The following is a 17,486-nucleotide window of genomic DNA, read 5'->3' on the forward strand; positions in this document are numbered from 1 at the left end:
GACCATTGATGTTCTTCGGAACGACCAATCTCGACCTCTGCTTCAACGTCGAGCGGCTTCCAACGCCGGGTGAAAGCCTGATGGGAAGCTTGAAGCGGAATGCGGGAGGCAAGGGCGCCAATCAGGCGGTCGCCGCCGCTCGATTGGGCCTTCGGCCGAGCTTCTACACCCGACTTGGCGATGACGACGCCGGTCGATCCTTGCTGCAAGCGCTGCGTGAGGCAGGTGTCCGTCTCGATGCCATTGCCCTGTGCCCAGGGGAGATATCGGGTTCTGCTCTCGTCCTGGTCGGCGACGACGGCTCCAATATCATTGTCATAGACCCGGGAGCCAATGCAAATGTGACACCAAGCATGGTCGAAAAGGCGGCCGAATTCATTGAGCGGGACGCAATCGTCGTTGCCGAGATGGGCATGCCGGTCCCCGCGCTCAATCATCTCTTTGCAATGAAGAGCGGCAAAGGATTCGAGCTCATTTTCAATCCGGCCCCCGTGAGGGCAGGCCTGTCCGCGGCGGCGTGGAGGAGTGTCGATTTCGTCACTCCAAACCAGACGGAAGCTTTCGAGCTCACCGGTGTCGAGGTGCACGACTTCGACAGCGCAGCTCATGCGGCCGGAAAGCTTCTCGATCTCGGGCCAAGAGCTGCCCTGATCACGCTTGGTGCGCAGGGGGCCTACTACGCCGATGCCAGCGCGTCTTTTGCGCTCAGGGCATTTCCTGTGAAGGTCGTTGATACGACCGCGGCGGGCGATGCTTTTAATGGAGCCTTCGCAGCGTCTCTTGCCCACCGGTTGCCGATACGAGAAGCGATCAAAAAGGCGCTCGCGGTTGCCGCCTTATGTGTGACGCGACGCGGCGCCCAAAGCTCGATGCCCAGCAGTGGAGCCGTCGAGGAATTCTTAAATTCTCAAACGATCTTGGAGTTGGAATGACCGAACAGTTCTCAGTTGCAGACAGGACCGTGCTCGTGACCGGTGCGGGTGGGGGCATTGGCTCAGCCATTGCCAATGCTTTCCGTCAAGGCGGTGCGAACGTCCTGGCAACCGACGTAAATGTGGAAAACCTCCGGGACATTCTGACGCGCTTGCCGCACGGCAATGGCATCCTGCCTATGAGCATGGACGTCTCACAAGAAGATGATGTCGGCAGGGTGCTTGATGAGATCGCCAAGCGCTTCGGCAGGCTCGATGTCCTGATCAACAACGCCGGAATAAAATCGGCTCAGGCGCTTCTAACCGGCAATGCCGATAGAATCGAAAAAACCATACAGATCAACTCCGTCGCGGTGCTTCGCTGTGCCAAGCAAACGATCGAGCGCTTCATGAAGAGCAAGGGCGGCCGCATCGTCAATGTCGGGTCCTCGTTGTCATCTCAAGGCGCGGTTTTCAACTACCAGGCTGGCGGCGCTGATTATTGCTTGTCAAAGGCCATCGTGCACGACGTGACGAAGCTGCTCGCTTATGAATGTGCTCCGCTCAAGATCAACGTCAACGCGATTGCACCCGGGATCATTGATACACCCATGCACGGGCGTCCGCGGGAGGAGACCGAAGCGCGTCACAGTGGCCGAATTCCGCTGGGCCGGGTCGGATTGCCGGAGGATATCGCAGGCCTCGCGGTGTTCCTGGCCAGCCCCGCGGCCTCCTACATGACCGGGCAGATCGTCCATGTGAATGGCGGGATGCTGATGAATGGTTAGCACCGGCTCAAACGTGAACTGGCCGCCAATAGAAGGGATCATCTCGGACCTGGATGGCGTCGTCTATCGTGGCAGCACCGCAATCGCGGATGCGATAGAAGCATTTACGCGATGGCGGGAAGCCGGCGTGCCGTTCTGTTTTGTGACGAACAATTCCACGCATACCCCTGAGGACGTCGTCCGCAAGCTGAGAGGATTTGGTCTTCCGATCGCACCGTCAGAGGTCGTTACAAGTGCTATCACCGCCGCAGAACTCATTCGAGCGAATTATCCGCAGTTGACGCGAATCTATGTCATCGGCGCTCCCTCGCTTGTCACAGCCATGCGCGATGTTGGGCTGGAGGTCACTGACCGAACGCCCGAAGCCGTTGTGATGGGGCTTGACCGGGATATCACGCACGAGAAGATGCGAATTGCCGTTGAGGCGATCCTCAATGGCGCTGTCTTCATCGGAACCAATCCCGATCTTCTGCTGCCGACGGCCAGCGGCTTCGAGCCTGGGGCTGGTGCGACGATTGCAGCTGTGGCTGCCGCTACGCAAGTGCAGCCTTCGATCGTCGGAAAGCCGCAAGTGCCGATGATCGAGACGGCGCTCTCACGCCTTGGTACGAACCGCGGTTCGACCATTATGATCGGAGACCAAGTTTCTACGGATATTCAAGCCGGAAAGAGGGCGGGTCTTGCCACGGTGCTTGTTACAACCGGCGTCCCGACGCGTCAGGATCCGTCCTTGATGGCCCCCGACTTCATCGTATCGAGCTTGCGCGAAATCGAGGTAAGTGCTGCTCGCGCGGCCGAGGTGCGACAGAGGAGGGCATAATGGCCAATGTTCGCCTGGAGGGCCTGAAGAAGGCCTATGGGACTATCGAGATCTTGCGAAATCTCGACCTGACCATCGATCACGGCGAATTTGTCGTCTTCGTTGGTCCGTCCGGGTCAGGCAAATCCACGCTTCTGCGCATGATTGGCGGGCTCGAGCCCATCAGCGGTGGGCGGCTCCTCATCGACAATGAGCTCGTCAACGACATCGATGCGGCCGATCGCAACCTCGGCATGGTCTTTCAGAGTTACGCTCTCTATCCGCATATGACGGTGAGAGAGAACCTGGCCTTTCCCCTGCGCATGGCCAAAGCCTCGAAAGCCGAGATCGCCGCCAAGATAGCCAAAACAGCGTCGCTATTGCAGATCGACCATCTATTGGATCGCAAGCCTCGACAACTTTCAGGCGGGCAACGCCAGCGCGTCGCAATCGGGCGCGCCATCACGCGAGAACCAAAAGTGTTCCTGTTCGATGAACCCCTGTCCAACCTCGACACCGAGTTGCGCGTGCAAATGCGGGTTCAGATCGCCAAGCTCCACAAGCAGCTCGGAAATACCATGATCTATGTGACGCATGACCAGGTCGAGGCGATGACCATGGCCGATAAGATCGTCGTCCTCAAGGACGGCAAAATCGAACAGGTCGGCAGCCCCCACGATCTATATCACAATCCGGCCTCGCGTTTTGTGGCAGGATTCATCGGCTCGCCGAAGATGAACTTCCTGGGCGGCAAGGTCGAGGCAGCTCACGAGCATGGCCTGGACGTCCGACTGGAGGCCGGTTCTACAATCTCCGTTCCGGTCCAGCCGGACCAAATGCTAGTTGGCAAGCCGGTCACTGTCGGAATCCGCCCGGATGACTTCTCCTCGCCGGCACCCAACCAGCAGGAGATCTCCATTGGACTCGAGGTGGATTTCGTTGAGCATCTCGGTAGCGTCACGTACATCTACGGTTTTGCTGGAGACGAAACGGTCGTCGCCAGGGCGCCAAAATCCGGCTCGCGCAAAGGCGCCGGAAAGCTCACCCTGACCGCCGCTCCAGCCGATTGCCACTTGTTCATGAGCAATGGAAAGGCGCTTCGGCGGTTGCAAGCGCCTGCGACTTGGAGCTAGTCTTGACGTCGAGCCGTGCGATGACGCCGGCTCTGGATCGACACGCGGACCACTGAGGTGAAGGGAGCCGGCATCAGGCAGTTCTTCCGGAATTCCCGTTCGTTTGTCCTTGGTGCGGGGATCGGATCGGGCATGACGGCCAGGGCCGCGGAGCGGGCGGGCGCCGATTTCGTGCTCGCACTCAATGCTGGCCGTTTTCGTGCCATGGGCGGGGCCTCGCCCGCCTCCATTCTTCCAATCCGCAATAGTAACGAGTTCGTAGCGGGGTTCGGACGGACCGAGATCCTGCCAAATACGAAACTGCCGGTCTTCTTCGGCACCTGTACATTTGACCCCGAGCTTGATCTGGATCGATGGCTCGACCGGATCATCAAATGGGGATTTGCTGGCGTGACCAACTTCCCGTCGGTCATACACATCGATGATGACCGCAGGTCGTTGCTCGAGAAGTCTGGCCTTGGCTATTCCCGGGAGATCGAGCTCCTTGTTAAGGCTGCAAAACGCGGCCTGATGACGATTGCCTATACTCGCAGTCAATCTGAAGCGCGTCGAATGGTCGAAGCCGGCGCCGAGGCCATTTGCATCAACTTCAATCTAAACCGCGCGGTTGAAAGCGGGTCCGATCCGTCGATCAGCCTGTCTGAACTTGCAGCGCGTACGAATGCCGTTGCGCGCGTTGCTCAAACCGTCAACAAGAGCACCATCTGCTTGCTTGGGGGCGGCCCGATCACAAAGCCGGACGAGCTCCTGGACATCTGCCGCGAAACCGGAATCCAGGGGTTCATCGGAGGCTCTTCGCTGGACCGCGTGCCTCTGGAGATGTCGGTCCTCGAGGTGACGTCGGGCTTCAAGACCATCCACCTGTTGCGCGAGAAGGTGGATCTGCTCGAAAGGAAGCTGCAGTTGAGTGGCTTCAGGCACGGCGTGATCGCGCAATCCTCGGCAATGAAGCGCGTCCTCGAGATGACCAAACGCGTTGCGGCAACCCCAAGCCCAGTCCTCATCTGGGGAGAGGCCGGCTCCGGCAAGCGTAGAATAGCAAGCCTGGTTCACGCGTTCAGCGACCGCAGGCACGCCAAGGCGACGCTGTTTCATTGCCGACCCGGTCCGGCGATGGATACACTCGGCCCTTTTTTCGGCGCCGAGCGCCTTGAGAGTGGCAGACGCCAATTGTCGCTCCTGGAGGCGTCGAGCGACGGCGCTGTCTTGCTGCTGCATGTTGATCAGCTTTCGCGCGAAGGCCAGGAGCGCCTCGCCGATTACCTGGAGACAGGCGGGTTTACCCCTCTGAACGGGGTAACTGTCATGCGTTCCCACGCCCGGATCATTGCGACCGCGACGGTGGCCCGAGGCGCCGGCCTTGAAACGGTTCTGTGCCCGCGGCTTCTCGACCTTTTTACCGGGCTGGATGTCCAGCTACCTTCGCTACCCGACAGGCTTGAAGATCTGCCGCAACTCGTTCAACACTTTACCGTCGAAGCCAAAGGAGATTCCAGCGCCCAGACGCTCACGATAGAAAACTCTGCATTCCTTGCGCTCGCCGGGCACGATTGGCCAGGCAATTTGCGCGAGTTGCGGCAGGTCGTGAACCAGCTCGTGACCCTGCCATCAAGTCACATCACCGGTGAGGTGCTAAAGCCGTTGTTGCAGCCACCTTCAGGCGCACGGCCCGCGGCCTCGCTGTCGGAGCGAGACTGGATTATCGAGGGCCTAAAGAGAAACCGGCTTCACCGCGGCAAGACTGCTCGCTCTCTCGGGCTTTCGCGCAAAACCCTCTACAACAAAATCAAGAAACTGCGGATCCTCGAATAAGGCCTCATGCCCGTCGGAGGGGCTGCTTGGCCGTGGCGGCATGCTCCAGGGAGAACTTCGGTACCGACGACGATCCATGAGAGCCAAGGCTTACGAGCCCGATGTCCGATCCAATCGGCAGCGCAAGCGCCTCGGGTCGCAGATAGACGGACCCATCCAGCTGCGAACCTAGCCGTTGCTCCGCTGCTGTCATCTTTGCCTCGTCCGCCGCGACAAACAGGACTTTGAACCCTCGGCTTGCAAACCACTCCATACGGCGAAGCTCGAGCTCCTGACCGCGATCGAGCGGCACTCCTGCCGGTGTCCGTTCAATCATGGAGGCAGGCGGAAAGTTCGTCACTCCGGTCATCCTTGCATCTTCCAACAAATCACCAAGATCTTCCCAGCATGCAAACGGGTCGATCATGACGATCGCCGCATAGCAGGAAGGGGGCACTTTGGGGCCCGCTTGCAAGTCCCGCAGGAGACAGTCGTTCCAGTCGATGACGGGAAGCGTGGCCATGACCAGCATGGCGTTCTGTGGAAGGGTCCGCAGTGACGGCGCATAGATCGTCATCTGATCACCGCGAGACGAGGAGAGGCTTGCGGCAAGGCGACCTAAGACATTGGCTCTCACGGTTTCTACCCAACCCTACCCAATTGATGCTTCCGCCGATCTTACACGCCGCTTCATCCAGGTCTAGACCACGACGTCGATCGTTACCGGAGCAACGTCCTGTCCTTCTTTGGCGCAGGAGCCAGGTTCGGCTAGGCAGGGATGGTCGTCGGCGCCGTTTCCTCCTGGCTGCTTAACTGGGCTCTCGCCGTCCTGAGTGTCGGATGCGATTTGCTGCAGGGTACTGAGCGAGCTCCGCTCGCTCAGAAAGAGGGCCCGTAAAGCGTCTCGGGTAAAAAAATTCGGGCGAGCTATCTGCGCCCTACGGATCCGCTAGCAGACCGACTCGTCTGCTTCCTCCCTGACTGGCGCCGCTGCTGGAAACTCCGGCAGCGGCATCTTTTTGACTCGGAGCGCGCCTCGCCGCGCGCTCGGGAACTGGTGTCGCGGAATTGGACGTCCTTGCGATCATGCGGGCGGCTTAATCCATCAAAGATCCGCCAGTTACGCTTGCCCCGGTCGGTTCATGGGAAGCGGCTTCCAATCCACACGGTGGCGCTCAATCACCTCGTTTCGGAACTGCTGTACCTCATCGGGCGCCTTCATCGAAACGCAGAGGGCCCCGTCAGGTCGCTCCATCGCGAGGGATCCTTTCGATGATGCGGCAGGCCCCGGCACGCTCTTGGCTGGCTAAGGACCTCGGACGCTAATATCCCCCAATGAGCCTACCATGTGTGTTAGTTCAATGGGTTAACCGACCTTCGCCGTGCAATCGAATCCTTGCGCACCCGACAAAAAACCATCGCCATAGGATTCGTCGCATCGCATCTAGCTTGCGCAAGCGCAATCATTTATACGGCACATATACTAATCTGCTACAAGCTCCGCGCTCGATTTTCCGTGGCGCACCCTTAGATAGCACGAATCAGCGAGCGACGCGCGGCAGCGGCAGCGGCAGCGGCCGCGACGGTACGGCGGACGGGAAGGACATAGATGGCTGCTCAGAGTGACCCGCCCTTTTCGTCGACGGTCTCGTCCGTGATCGACGCTTTCATGAAAAGGCTTGAGGACCATAAGACTTTGCCGTCGGCATCGCTCACCGCGTTGCGACAGGCGCTCACGGAACACAAGCTTGACGCAGACAGCCTGCGGGAGGCGATCTTCACCCCTGCGGAGCAGAACGATGATCCAGATTGAGGAAATCGAGATCGTCGAATTCCGCGGCATCCGTCATCTGAAGCGTTCGCTCGGGCGCAGGAGCCTCGGCGTCGCGGGACCGAACGGTACCGGCAAGAGCGGCATCGTGGATGCCATCGAGTTCGCCCTCACCGGAAACATCACCCGGCTCGGTGGCACGGGTACGGCTGAACTGAGCGTCAAGGCGCACGCCCCGCACGTAGATTCGAGCAAGAAGCCCGAGAACGCGCTGGTTCGCCTCAAGGTCTAGCCTAGTCGTTTTTGCCGGGCAGCGATGGATCGTTCAAGATCTGGACGAAAAGACCAACACGCTTTTCGTCGCGCCTCACCCCGGGGGCGTCGTGCCACGGTTTGAGCGAGCGGATGGAGAACGACTGCACGATCGCTTGGCTGCGGAAATGAGGGCTGTCTATCTCGCATCGGACGAACCGGCTTATCTTGACGAACGGGCGCGGGTTCTACTGGCAGAGGGACGGGAGGCTTTTCGGAGCCTCGAGCTTGAGAAGACGAACGTGCTTCAGGAGGAGAAGGACGTCCACGTCTTCCTGTGGCGCGGATCGCAAGTCACGGCTGTATTTGGAGCTGCAGCCGCCATGGTGGGCCTTCCGGGCCATGTGCATGACTTGGGCCTGACCCTTTCCGAAACAACCGTTGAGACGGCGCGATCCACGCTCGCGAGTTTAGCGGACGTCGCTTCGGACGCTGCCCGCGTAGCCGGGGCAGTCCAAAACATCGCCGCGGGGAAATTCAAAGATCAGGTGCCGGGCGAATTGGCGAAAAGCCTGTGGGTTCGGCAGAATGTCGCGGATATTGATGCGATCCCGAAGATCAATCTTACTCAGAAGCTCTTGTTCTTCGGGTGTTAAAGCAATGTGGTACCTGTTCATGCGGTTGTTTTGGGGCACGCCCAACTCTCCGTTCGACTAAGGCGAATGGCGGGAATCGATATGCGCTTATCCTACTTTCCAGTCACGTTCGCCTGCGGCTTCCAACATTGGGACCTCTAGACTGGGAATCTCCGGCATCGCCTTGCCGGCAATCGCTTGCAGGTCACCAACCATGCCGACGGTCGATTCGATCACGGCCAATATTTGCGTTTCGCGCTTGGCCCACTGCCTTCCCAAAAATTTGCGCTCCTTATCCAAATCCTCGCGCATTTCGTTAAACTTCTCGACCACGGCATCCACCCGTTGGCGGAATTTTGTGCCGGTCAGGTATTGGTAGACCTGCTCCATCTTGGTCTGCTGTCCCTGTTGAACCATGCGCGAACTGTTGACGTCGATAAGTCCCTGGCGGAGAGCCACTGCAACCGGGAGCGCACATCGCGGATGAGCAACCCAGATGCCGTCGATGAGATCGAAATGCTCTACATGCTTTGGTAGAGCCAGTGAGACGATAAGCGCCACGTCCGCGCCACAGCGGCGTTGATCATCGCGAAGTTTTGCAAGCCAGCCGTCGCTCCATGCCTTAGTCCGCTTCGACTCCCATAGGATGATGCCGGCGGGTTGACTGATCGAGCCGTTCACCTGCTGCATCACGTCGGCACCGAGCTCACCCTTGCCGACAGGCTCAATCAGATCTGTGGGAAACCTTCCCCGGAGCAACTCCTCCAGCTCAAGTTCGAGAACCTCACCTTGCGACTGTTGCGAACCTTGCTCGGCCTTGCGCTTCAACTCTTCGATCGTGCGGGCCATGGATTCGATTGTTTGGTCCTTTTCCGCAACGCGCAAGCGCGCGGCTTCGTCGGCATCCTGCCTTGCCTTAGTCTGGATTTCCCCGATGGATGCGTGCACGCGTTTTTCTATGGTTAAGTCGAGCTCCCGCTTTTCCTCTTCGAGCGCTCGTTGTTGTCGCATCAACTCGGCTTGTTGCTTCTGGGCCTCGGCCAGCTTGAGGTTGTTGTTGGCCAAGCTGGCCCTTAGCTCTGCAGCCTCCGCTTCCTTCGCTTGTAGCTCAGCGGCAGCCGCCTCGCGCGCCTTCCTTCCCTCGCTAGAGGCAAGTTGCGCCCTCTCTATCGCCAATCGTTGTGCGACCCGGTCTTCAAGTTGCTCGCGTTCCCTCGTAAGTTGCTCGCGTTCCAGCCGCAGCGCCTCGACTTTTCGAGCCAACTCGGCGTCCTTGCTCGCCAGCTGTTCCTGAAAGCGCTGACGCGTTTCCGCGAGCAGCGGAGCAGCCAATGATTCCGTCAGGTGGATCTCGTGATTGCAGTTGGGGCATTGCAAGGTCGGTTCAGTTGAAGCGCCGGCTGCGATTGCTTTAAAGTTCATGAACTTCCCCATTCCGACCGGTCCCGATTGAAAATCATCCAAGTGCGATTGGGCCGTCTGCGGCGGCGATGTCTACATGCTGTTTGCCGGTCGCCGCCCTTTTCCACGCAATCTGCACTTTTGAGCCGGGCAGAAATCGCCCGCTCTTTGGCAAAGAACTGGCTTTGCCGCATTGAGCGAGGTTGAAAGGGCAGTCTTCGATGTTCCTGTTATGTACTCGCGAGGCCGCCGTCAATTGGTTTCCCATCTGATGCATGTCGGGATCGGATGAGCGGGCCCATGTTGAGGCGCAAGGTGCACACGGGTAATTCTCAGCCTTTTTAGGGAAGTCTTGGCGTGTTAAGGCGCCAATATGCGACTTTGCGGTAGCTTAAGGCGCCAAGTAGTTGACATAGCCGAGAGGAGTGTTATATTTCTCGGTGCCATAAGGCGCCAATAAGCCTTTTAAGGGAGCCTTAAGACGCCATGCCTCCTCGCAGTCAGTTTATCAGCGCACCACCCTCTGCCGTTCAGGAAGCGATCAAGCGCTTGGGCAACAATCTCCGGACCGCGCGCCTGCGCCGCAACCTGAGCCATACAGAGCTGGCAACTAAGCTGGGCGTAGATCGGCACGTCATCGCCGATGCTGAGAACGGGAAATTGAGCACCAGTGCCGGCGTGTATCTCGGCATGCTGTGGGCAATGAATCTTCTCCCGTCTCTTGCCGACGTTGCCAACCCGAAGAACGATGAGGAGGGGCTCGCTCTAAGCGGCCTCGATGAGCGCGAGCGTGCGCGACAGGGGGGGGGACCAAGCAATGCCTTCTGAGGAATGTTTCGTCTATATCACGCTGCCAGGCCAGACAGAACCGGTTACGGCCGGGCGGTATCAGCTCGACACGACACGCCAAGGTGCCGCCGTTGGACAATTCGTCTATGGCCGCAGCTACCTCGAGCGAAAGGATCGCGTCGAGTTCGATCCGGTCGAGCTCAAGATTCAAGTTCCGCCATTCCGGACAACGAAGCTGCGGGGCAATTTTGGCGCGTTGCGCGACAGCTCTCCGGACGCCTGGGGACGCAAGCTGATCGAAACTCGTCTGGGCAATCCGTCGCCGAGCGAAATTCAATATCTGCTCAATTCACCCGACGATCGCGCCGGCGCTTTGGGTTTTGGTCTCAACGTGCAACCGCCGGCACCTGTTCGTACGTTCAACAAGACGCTGGACTTGGCGCGTTTAATCGAAGTAGCCGACCAGATCGTTGCCGCCGAGAAGGATCCAGCAGCAGCAGCACCAGCAGGTGCTGACGCTGAACAGGCAGAGGCGTTGATGCGCGCGGGCACTTCGATGGGGGGCGCGCGGCCGAAGGCTACTGTCGAGGACGAGGATGCGCTTTGGCTCGCGAAATTCCCCCACCGCGACGATCGATGGAATAACCCTCGGGTCGAGCACGCCATGCTGACCCTTGCTCGCGGGTGCGGGATCTCGTGCGCAGAGAGCCAGATGACCACGATCGGCGATAAAGATGTCGTCCTGATTAAACGGTTCGATCGGAATAAGGCGGAGAAGGGTTACCACCGCAGCAGGATGGTGAGCGCCTTGACGCTGCTCGATGCCGATGACACGCCTGATACTGTCGATAAGCGTCGAAGATGGTCATATCTCCTGCTGGCTGACGAAATTCGGCGAGCCGCATCCGGAACTCAGTCGAAAGATCTGCCAGAGCTGTTTCGGCGGGTGTGCTTTAACGCTCTCATCTCCAATACCGACGATCATCCACGTAACCACGCCATCTTGGCAAAGGACCAAGCGTGGTCTCTATCACCGGCATACGACCTCACCCCGAACCCGATGATTGCCTTGGAGCGCCGGGACCTGGCGATGGCGTTTGGCAACTGGGGGCGTTACGCCAACCGGCTCAATTTGCTCTCGCAGAGCGAACGTTTCCTCTTATCAAAAGAAGAGGCAACGGCAATCGTAGACGGCATGAAAGCGACCATTGGGGAGTCCTGGTATAGGGTCTGCCGACAGGTTGGCGTCAGCGAGCGTGACTGCGAATTGATCCGTAGCGCGTTCGTTTACGAAGGCTTCGGTTACGATTTGGCGGATCCGACGATCGCAACCGACGACGCCGAAGAGCTGCCAACGACCCGTCCGCGTTAAAACGAACGGGAAATCTGCCGAAGCGCGATGATCGCGCGCTCACAGGCGGCCGCCACAAGGCGCCAACCGACGGTGGACAAGACATCTAGGTCGCTAGTCCTGAGCGTGGCCGGAGGAACGCCGCAGATGCCCGATAATATCTGAATAGCGGCCAGCTTTTTCGACGCGTCGGACTAACTGCGCCAGGATCGGTAGCTTGCTTCTGGCTGTTCGAAACGCCTCATAGTCGTCCGTTAAGAATCTGGTTTGAGCGCAGGTGTAAGAGGGAGCAGCTGCATCAAAGCGTTCAAGATTAGGTGCAGCAGAAGCTTCAGCCAGGCGAGGACGAGGCGAAGATTGTGGCCGACGGCGGTCAGGACGACATTGGCCGCATCGCCGTCGCGGCCCTTGAGATGGCAGCGGCCGAGGTGTCCGTCGGTCTTCATATGACAGATCACGGGCTCGATGGCGGAGCGGCGCCTGAGTTCGCGTTTGATCACCCCGAAGACGCCACGCTTCTGGCAGGAGATGAAGACGCGGCGCGGGTTTTCCGTTTCGTGACCGCGATAGCCCTTGTCGACATAGGCGCGCTCGATTCCGCAGCCAGTGAGCGTCTCGGTGCTGTTGATGACCTCGCCGAGCGTGTGCCCGTCATAGGGGTTACCCGGCAGCGCCTTGGCGTGCAGCACGAACTGGCCGCCCGGGGCGCGGGCATTGCTGATGACGATCGAAGCCTTGACGCCGAACTCATAAGGCGCTGAGGCCTTGCCCTTACCGATGCATTCGACCTCGGGTGCGTGGAAGGAGTAAAGCTTGTATCCGCGCTGCCGCTGCTCCTGGGAGCGGATCTGGCCTGCGCGCGAAAGCGGTTGCTCGAACGCAGCTTCGAGTTCTGGCTGGCCGGCGATCTTGCGGCGGATGTCTCGGATCAGGCGGCCGAGCCGCGACCGCAGCAGGCGCAATTGCCGACGATGGCGCTTGAACTGTTTGGCATGGGCATAACGACCCGCCATCATCGCCGCCTGCTTGGCGATGCGCCGATAGGATTGCCGCAGCTCAAGGCCATGCGCGCGGGCCAGCCGGTTGAACCCCCTGATCGCCGCATGGACCAGCTTGGCATCGGTCGGGAAGGTGATGGCCTTGGGCTGCACGGTAGTGTCCACCGTCACCCGCTTGAGATCGCGCGTCCGCAACGCGCCGGTTGGCACCTACCCAATTTTACCCAGTCGCGCTCGTATCCGGCCTTATGAGCCATTTTACTTCGATCTAGACCTCCAAATGTCCAGAAACGTCCAGGAGGAAGATCGTGTCTCACCATTGCGCGGGCGACCAGAGGTCGGTCCGGGATGGTCACGCCTCCGATCTTGCGGGCAAGGTCGCGATTATCGCAACCTTGGACACAAAGGGCCGCGAAAGCACTTATCTCGCGCGCGTCATCGAACAGTGGGGCCGCAAGACTCTTACGATCGATGTAGGCACATCAAACAGAAGGTGCAGAAGCGAGGCGGATAGCAGCGATGCACGGGTGGCTGCACCCGCCGAGCTCTTACGGGAAATAGCTGCAAGCGCGCGTGAAGAAGTCAAGGAGCTCCTGCGATCAGGTGCGATCGACGCAGTCGTCGGAGTGGCGGGCGGCAAAGGCAGCGCAGTCTTCGGTGAAGTTGTATCGGATTTGCCATATGGATTCCCAAAGCTGCTGGTGAGCAGCGCGAGGCCAGCCCTCCTGGCCGAACTCGCCCTCCACAATGACATCATCCTCTATCCGACCCTGGTCGATCTCTTCGGAATCAACGCGTTCACCGAGCGCGTTCTCGACAACGCAGGGCGGGCCATTGCGGCGATGCGCTATGTGCCTGCTCGAGAGCGGCGGAAGACAAAGACTGTAGCGATCACGGCCTTTGGCGTGACGACCCCGGCGGCAAATCGCTGTGTAGCGCGGCTGGCAGAGGCAGGCGTCGACGCGATTGTCTTTCCGGCCAATGGCGCCGGGGGCCGCAAGATGGAGCAGCTCGTGTCCGCCGGTGAGTTCGATGCGGTGATCGATTTGACCACAACCGAGCTCGCTGACGAGCTCGTCGGCGGCACCGCCAGTGCAGGTCCCGATCGGCTCAAAGCAGCTTCTCACCGGTTGATACCTCAGCTTATCGCGCCGGGAGCTGTCGACATGGTGAATTTTGGCCCTCCCTCGAGCGTGCCTGCCGAGTTCAAGGGGCGCCAATTCTATTCGCATACTCCCTTCACGACGCTCATGCGCACGACCGTCTCGGAGAACGAGCGCATAGGCAGGCTCACAGCGGAGCGCCTTTCGCAAGCAAAGGCGCCTGCCCTCGTGTTGTGGCCGGCCAAGGGGGTGTCTGACTATGACCGAGACGGTGGAATCTTTCGAAACCCTGAAGCCGATAGAGCCTGGTTCGACGCTGTCAGGCAAAACCTACCGCCCTCGATTATCGCCCGCGAGCTGGATTGTCACATCAACGATCCGGAATTTGCAGACGCGGCCGCATCGTGGATCGTCGAACGATTGACACCAGGAGGGTCCTCGCGTGCGGATGTTTGATCGGGCCGAAATACTCGCAAAGATCACGGTTCAAGTTGCGGCGGGAAAGGCAGTGCTTGCCGCGGCGAGCAGTTGCGGGCTCGTCGCAAAATGCGCAGCTCTCGGCGGGGCTGATATGCTCGTGGTCTACAGTACTGGGTTATCGCGGCTGATGGGGCTGCCGACGAGCCGGATCGGCGATTCCAATGCGCGGACGCTTGAGCTAGCGGCGGAGATCCGCAATGTCGTCTCCTCCGTTCCTGTTATAGGCGGTGTCGAGGCCTGGGATCCCCTCCGGCTCGACCTGGATGACCTTCTGGACAAGTTCTGGGCTGCCGGCTTCTCCGGCGTGATCAACTACCCGACCATTTCAACAATGGGTGAGAAATGGCGTGAGCGTCGAGACCGCGTCGGGCTCGGCTTTGAGCGTGAAGTTGAGATGATCGCGGCGGCCCGCAAGAAGAACATCTTCTCGCTCGCCTATGTCGCAAGCCCGCACGACGCCAAAGCGATGGTAACGGCGGGAGCCGACTGCATCGTCCCACATGTCGGCGCAACCCGCGGCGGGCTTGTGGGGCATGAGGAGGGACAGTCGATTGAAGAGGCCATCAGGCGCATCAACGACATCAATGCTGCAGCTCAGGCCGTCCGCCCGGACGTCACCCTTCTCTGCCACGGCGGCGCAATCGCTGAGCCCCAGGATACCTCGGAAGTCTACCGATCGACCGGATGTGTCGGCTTCGTTGGCGCCTCCTCCATCGAACGGATCCCGATCGAGCGGGCGGTGAAGGCTGCAGCCGAAGAATTCAAAGCCGTTCCGCTCCCGCGAGAGCGTCAGCATTCACTGCAGACTCCGCACCGAGGCACGAATGAATAGCCCGATCACCGAATTGAACAATGCAGCTTCCTTCTCCAAAGCGAGCAAGCCAACGCACGATTCGCAGACGGACGTGCTCGTGATCGGCAGCGGCGCCGCCGGACTGTCCGCAGCGCTCTATGCGGCAAAGGCCGGACTTCGCGTCACGGTTTGCGAGAAGTCTAACCGGCTTGGCGGCACGACCGCGCTCTCGAACGGCATGATCTGGGTTCCATGCTCAATGCAGGCCCGAGCCGCGAAAATCGATGATTCGATTACGAAAGCGAAGACCTATCTGCAACACGAACTTGGCAACTACTATCGCCCGGAGTTCGTGAACGCCTATCTTGAAGACGGCCCAACGGCGCTCGCCAGCTTGGAGAATGGGAGTGAAGTCAAGTTCACACTGGCCTCCGCTCCGGATTATCATTCGAGCCAAATCGGCGGGGTCGACAAGGGCCGGGCGCTGAGCCCAGTACCTTACGACGGACGGCTTCTTGGCAAGGATTTCGACCTGATAGGTGATCCGATTCGCGTCGTGCTCGGCGGTATGATGATTTCGTCCGGCGAGGTCAGAAGCTTCCTCAACCCCTTCCAGTCGGTTGCCTCGTTCAAACACGTCCTCGGCCGGGTGAGCCGCTACGCAGGCGACCGGCTGCGCTACAGGAGGGGCACTGAACTCAGTGGCGGCAATGCGCTGATCGCGCGGTTATTGGTAAGCCTTCGTAGATATGGCGTTGAAATCTGGCCACGTTGCCCGGCGATCGAACTCACGAGGGAAGGCGGGAGAGTTACTGGCGCAATCGTCAAGCGGGATGGCGCCGATCTCCCGGTCCGCGCCTCGCACGGAGTGATCCTGGCAACCGGCGGCTTTGCGCGCAACGGAAAATTGCGAGCCCAGCTCAGCGGAGCCCACCAGCACAATGATACGCTCGCCCACAGCGATGTCACTGGCGATGGCATTGCGCTCGCAGGCAAGCTCGGAGCTGCGATCGATAATGACGTGGCATCGAGCGGCTTCTGGACGCCCGTCTCGATCCTCAGGAACGGCCGCTCCTTGCAAGTGGTCCCGTACGGCTGGCTTGATCGTGGCCGTCCAGGCGTCATCGCGGTGGGGCCAAATGCCAAGCGCTTCGCCAATGAATCCAATTCGTATCATGATATCTGCCTTGCCATGTTCAACAACGGTTATCCGGCGGACAAGCGGTTCTATTTCATCTGCGACAAGGAATTCGTCCGCCTCAGGGGCATGGGATACCTGCTCCCCTGGCCATGGACATTGAGCATCAAGAAGTATGCTCGGTTGGGCTACGTCGAGATTGGCCGGACTATTGCGGAGCTTGCGGCGGAATTGGGCCTCGACCCCAACGAGCTCGAAAAAACCGTTGAAGAACACAATGCCCACGCAGCTGAAGGACGCGATCCGCTCTTCAACCGCGGTGAATCGGCTTTCAACCGTACGCTGGGAGATCCGGCGGTCGGAAAGAAAAACCCGAACCTTGGGGCTATCAAAACCGGCCCATTCATCGCACTCCCAATTGTCCCGGCAACCCTTGGAACGGCCACCGGCCTCTCAACCGATGCAGAGGGACAGGTCCTGAATGGAAATGGCGCGCCGATCGCAGGTCTTTATGCCTGCGGCAATGACATGACCTCGCCGATGCGTGGAATCTACCCAGGGGCAGGCATTACGATCGGCCCGGCGATTGTGTTCGCCTACCGCGCAGTCGACAGCATCGTGCGGTCGGCGCGACAGGAGCAGCTCGCGGCGGCATCGGGAGCGTAAGCCGAATGTTCTCTCCTGTTCCCCTGCGACGACGGACCGGGGGTAAAGTCAAGGGTGTGGATGGTCCAACCAGCACCGCTTTGAACATCTTATGAACAGCCCTGCCGGGTTTCATGCAACTATGATCTCATGATTTGGAGGGGCACGATGCGCCGCTCACGCAACGCCAAGATCGTCGCAACCGTCGGCCCGCATCAAAGCTCACCGGGAGGCAGTTGCGAGCCTCCGGTGATGCTGAACTGGTCGGTGAAGGAGTTCGCCGACCGAAGCGGGTTGTCATGCGCCGTCATCAGGCGGCTAGAAGAGTATAATGACACGCCTCCGGCGTCCGACGAGTTGCTTCAAACCTTGTAAAACACGTGTGCAAGGGAATTGAATCTACATTTCCGCTGATTGGCAAGGCAGGTGTTCGGCCGCGGGCGCAATGTCGGTTGCCCAGCGAACATTACTCAACATTACTCAGATCTCCCCTACGTTTCTCTAGGAAATCTCGCGCTGGGTGTCGTGAATGAAGTGTCGACAGGCGAGCCGCCCAAGAAGCTCACGTTCGCCTGCAACTCCCATTGCCGGGATGACCTTCTAGGAGCGCTCTCGTGGCAGAAGCCCTTCGCATTCCAACGAGTAGCCCACGCCGTCAAGCGGTCGGCGTGAAGAGGATGTGCTCGCAATCGCCGGGAATGTGACGCA

At 59.6% G+C, this 17,486-nt stretch carries 15 protein-coding genes and 1 pseudogene; 13 read left to right on the forward strand and 3 right to left on the reverse strand.

Features of this window, described 5'->3' with window-relative positions:
* Positions 1–8 precede the first annotated feature (8 nt).
* The 5 genes from MTX21_RS33215 to MTX21_RS33235 are packed head-to-tail and all read left to right on the forward strand — an operon-like array spanning position 9 to position 5,443.
* Complete coding sequence (locus MTX21_RS33215; RefSeq protein ID WP_280971417.1) at positions 9–932, forward strand: ribokinase; 924 nt, start codon at positions 9–11, stop codon at positions 930–932.
* Positions 929–1,699, forward strand: a complete 771-nt coding sequence (locus MTX21_RS33220; protein WP_280968764.1) for an SDR family oxidoreductase — start codon at positions 929–931, stop codon at positions 1,697–1,699. The genes MTX21_RS33215 and MTX21_RS33220 overlap by 4 nt, the downstream gene beginning before the upstream one ends.
* Positions 1,692–2,519, forward strand: a complete 828-nt coding sequence (locus MTX21_RS33225) for an HAD-IIA family hydrolase (RefSeq protein WP_280968765.1) — start codon at positions 1,692–1,694, stop codon at positions 2,517–2,519. Before MTX21_RS33220 ends, MTX21_RS33225 begins: the two co-directional genes overlap by 8 nt.
* Positions 2,519–3,631 (forward strand): sn-glycerol-3-phosphate ABC transporter ATP-binding protein UgpC, encoded by a 1,113-nt coding sequence (ugpC, locus tag MTX21_RS33230; protein WP_280968766.1) that lies wholly within the window; start codon positions 2,519–2,521, stop codon positions 3,629–3,631. The genes MTX21_RS33225 and ugpC overlap by 1 nt, the downstream gene beginning before the upstream one ends.
* Positions 3,632–3,688: 57 nt before the next feature.
* Positions 3,689–5,443 (forward strand): phosphoenolpyruvate hydrolase family protein, encoded by a 1,755-nt coding sequence (locus MTX21_RS33235; protein ID WP_280968767.1) that lies wholly within the window; start codon positions 3,689–3,691, stop codon positions 5,441–5,443.
* 4 nt (positions 5,444–5,447) lie between these two features.
* Here MTX21_RS33235 and MTX21_RS33240 read toward each other — a convergent pair whose 3' ends face one another.
* Complete coding sequence (locus MTX21_RS33240; protein ID WP_280968769.1) at positions 5,448–5,999, reverse strand: hypothetical protein; 552 nt, start codon at positions 5,997–5,999, stop codon at positions 5,448–5,450.
* 1,032 nt (positions 6,000–7,031) lie between these two features.
* Here MTX21_RS33240 and MTX21_RS33245 point away from each other — a divergent pair.
* The 3 genes from MTX21_RS33245 (at position 7,032) to MTX21_RS33255 (ending at position 8,101) form a co-directional block, all read left to right on the forward strand.
* Positions 7,032–7,235, forward strand: coding sequence for a hypothetical protein (locus tag MTX21_RS33245; RefSeq protein WP_194389660.1), 204 nt, complete (start codon positions 7,032–7,034; stop codon positions 7,233–7,235).
* On the forward strand, positions 7,222–7,485 hold the full coding sequence (locus tag MTX21_RS33250) for an AAA family ATPase (RefSeq protein WP_280968770.1): 264 nt from the start codon (positions 7,222–7,224) through the stop codon (positions 7,483–7,485). The genes MTX21_RS33245 and MTX21_RS33250 overlap by 14 nt, the downstream gene beginning before the upstream one ends.
* Before the next feature lie 148 nt (positions 7,486–7,633).
* Entirely contained in the window at positions 7,634–8,101 is a 468-nt protein-coding gene (locus MTX21_RS33255) for a DEAD/DEAH box helicase (protein ID WP_280968771.1), read from the forward strand.
* Positions 8,102–8,188: 87 nt separating this feature from the next.
* Here the strand turns inward: MTX21_RS33255 and MTX21_RS33260 are convergent, their stop codons facing one another.
* Positions 8,189–9,502: a DUF2130 domain-containing protein gene (locus MTX21_RS33260; protein WP_280968772.1), complete on the reverse strand. Its 1,314-nt coding sequence runs from the start codon at positions 9,500–9,502 to the stop codon at positions 8,189–8,191.
* Positions 9,503–9,967: 465 nt separating this feature from the next.
* Between MTX21_RS33260 and MTX21_RS33265 the strand changes: the two genes are divergently transcribed.
* Together MTX21_RS33265 and MTX21_RS33270 are read left to right on the forward strand one after the other, a co-directional pair.
* Positions 9,968–10,309 (forward strand): helix-turn-helix domain-containing protein, encoded by a 342-nt coding sequence (locus tag MTX21_RS33265; protein ID WP_091963993.1) that lies wholly within the window; start codon positions 9,968–9,970, stop codon positions 10,307–10,309.
* Positions 10,299–11,642, forward strand: a complete 1,344-nt coding sequence (locus MTX21_RS33270; protein ID WP_280968773.1) for a HipA domain-containing protein — start codon at positions 10,299–10,301, stop codon at positions 11,640–11,642. Before MTX21_RS33265 ends, MTX21_RS33270 begins: the two co-directional genes overlap by 11 nt.
* Positions 11,643–11,875: 233 nt before the next feature.
* Here MTX21_RS33270 and MTX21_RS33275 read toward each other — a convergent pair.
* A pseudogene (locus MTX21_RS33275) lies at positions 11,876–12,820 on the reverse strand (IS5 family transposase); the annotation flags it as partial.
* A gap of 107 nt (positions 12,821–12,927) precedes the next feature.
* Between MTX21_RS33275 and MTX21_RS33280 the strand changes: the two are divergent.
* The 3 genes from MTX21_RS33280 to MTX21_RS33290 are packed head-to-tail and all read left to right on the forward strand — an operon-like array spanning position 12,928 to position 16,799.
* Entirely contained in the window at positions 12,928–14,178 is a 1,251-nt protein-coding gene (locus MTX21_RS33280; RefSeq protein ID WP_280968774.1) for a Tm-1-like ATP-binding domain-containing protein, read from the forward strand.
* Positions 14,171–15,034 carry a phosphoenolpyruvate hydrolase family protein gene (locus tag MTX21_RS33285; protein ID WP_280970876.1) on the forward strand — a complete coding sequence of 288 codons (864 nt, stop codon included), beginning with the start codon at positions 14,171–14,173 and terminating at the stop codon, positions 15,032–15,034. The genes MTX21_RS33280 and MTX21_RS33285 overlap by 8 nt, the downstream gene beginning before the upstream one ends.
* Positions 15,027–16,799 carry an FAD-dependent oxidoreductase gene (locus MTX21_RS33290; protein WP_280968776.1) on the forward strand — a complete coding sequence of 591 codons (1,773 nt, stop codon included), beginning with the start codon at positions 15,027–15,029 and terminating at the stop codon, positions 16,797–16,799. The genes MTX21_RS33285 and MTX21_RS33290 overlap by 8 nt, the downstream gene beginning before the upstream one ends.
* The last annotated feature ends 687 nt before the right edge of the window (positions 16,800–17,486 follow it).

This window comes from Bradyrhizobium sp. ISRA430 (assembly GCF_029909975.1).
Classification (GTDB): domain Bacteria; phylum Pseudomonadota; class Alphaproteobacteria; order Rhizobiales; family Xanthobacteraceae; genus Bradyrhizobium.